Genomic DNA, 1677 nt, shown 5'->3' on the forward strand with positions numbered 1-1677 from the left:
CCTGTTCATCCAGGCACCCGCCGGGAATTTGTCGATCAGCCCGCCGTAGACGCCGATGACCGACACCACGCCTCCGCTCCTGCAGGACAGGATGGCCTGGCGCAGGGCGTGGGGCCGGTCGGTCTCGGAGCGGACCGCCTGCTTGGCCCGGTCGTACATGCGCACGTGGGAGGCACCGTGTGTGGCCTCCATTCCGACCGCGTCGATGCACTTGTCGGGGCCCCGCCCGCCGGTGAGTTCGAGCAGCGCCGACCGTACGTCGGTTTCCTCGAAGTCGACGGTCGTGTAGCCCTGGGCGGCGGCCATGTCAAGCCGGTAGGCCTCCTTGTCGATCGCGATGACCTTCTGCGCGCCCAGGACCCGGGCGCTGTCCATCGCGAACTGGCCCACCGGACCGGCGCCCCAGACGGCGACGATGTCGCCTTCCTGGATGTCGCACATTTCCGCGCCCATGTACCCGGTCGGCAGGATGTCGGACAGGAACAGCACCTGCTCGTCACTGAGGTCCGACTCGAGTTTCAGGGCGTTGACGGCAGCGAGCACCACCCGGGCGTACTCGGCCTGACCGCCGGCGAACCCACCGGTGAGGTGGGAATAGCCGTAGATGCCGGCGGTGGGGTGGCCGAAGAACTTCTCCGACATGCCGGCGTTGGGGTTGGTGTTCTCGCAGCACGAGTACAGCTCGGCGCGGCAGGACGCGCAGACACCGCAGGCAATGGGGAAGGGCACGACAATCCGGTCACCGACGCGCAGTTTGTCGTTACTGATGCCGGGGCCGACCTCCACGACCTCACCCATGAATTCGTGGCCCATGATGTCGCCCTCTTGCATGGTGGGGACGTAGCCGTCGAGCAGATGGAGGTCGGAGCCGCAGATCGCCGTCGAGGTGATCTTCACGATGGCGTCGCGGCGGTTCAGGATCGACGGTTCGGGGACATCCTGCACCTCGACCGAATTTCGTCCCGTCCAGCAGTTCGCCTTCATGCCAGGGCCTCCTTCAATTCGCCGTCGGTCAGCGGTCGGGCAGGGTGCTGCGGGAACTCACCGCGGGCCCGCTTGCCGCCTGGTGCGCCCTCGGAGCGGATGACCTCGCCGGTCTCCGCGATCTGCTTGAAGCGGCGCAGGTCGTCGTCCAACTGCTGGTGCGGTTCCTCGCCGAAGTAGCGCGCCGCGGCCTTGCCCAGCGCCCCACCGGGCACGTCGTAGCGAAGTGTCACGCGGATCTCCGTGCCCCGCCCGCCGGAAGCGGGCTATGCGCGCCTCCCGCGCCGAGAAACATGGTGGCACCACGGTTCGGTGACGTTGCCTGTCGCCGAGCCGTGGCCTTGGTCGAGCTACAGGAAGGTCAGCTGCTTGGGCGCGTCGGGATCGTCGGTCGGTGTCCAGGTGGAGGGCGGTGCGTCGGGGGCGCCCCGGTTGGTGCGCAGCCACCACGCAAACTGCCAGTTGTAGCAGGTTCGGTACTTCCACTGGGTCCGCCGCTGGGCGTCGGCGGGGATGGAGTGCTCGCCCCATCCTTGATCACGCGGGCGTTGTCCAGGGTCACGTGCAGGCCGCGCACGAGGGCAGGCCCTTCCCACTGGTGGCCTTCGGCGTACTCGCAGGTGGGCGTTCTTCGCCGTCCCACGGGTGGGGAAGCGCGCACAGGTACCCAGGCCAGCGGCCGGTTCTCGGCCG

2 protein-coding genes are annotated in these 1677 nt (G+C 68.3%); both read right to left on the reverse strand.

The annotated features are described in order from the left end of the window. Positions 1-984, reverse strand: a 984-nt coding sequence (locus ACRWND_RS30680; RefSeq protein ID WP_431955220.1) for a zinc-dependent alcohol dehydrogenase, incomplete at its 3' end; no start/stop codon positions are given. Beyond that, positions 981-1217: a hypothetical protein gene (locus ACRWND_RS30685; RefSeq protein WP_431955222.1), complete on the reverse strand. Its 237-nt coding sequence runs from the start codon at positions 1215-1217 to the stop codon at positions 981-983. The genes ACRWND_RS30680 and ACRWND_RS30685, both read right to left, overlap by 4 nt. Between the last annotated feature and the right edge of the window lie 460 nt (positions 1218-1677).

Origin of the sequence: Actinacidiphila sp. bgisy167, assembly GCF_965342175.1 — a bacterium.
GTDB lineage: Bacteria > Actinomycetota > Actinomycetes > Streptomycetales > Streptomycetaceae > Actinacidiphila.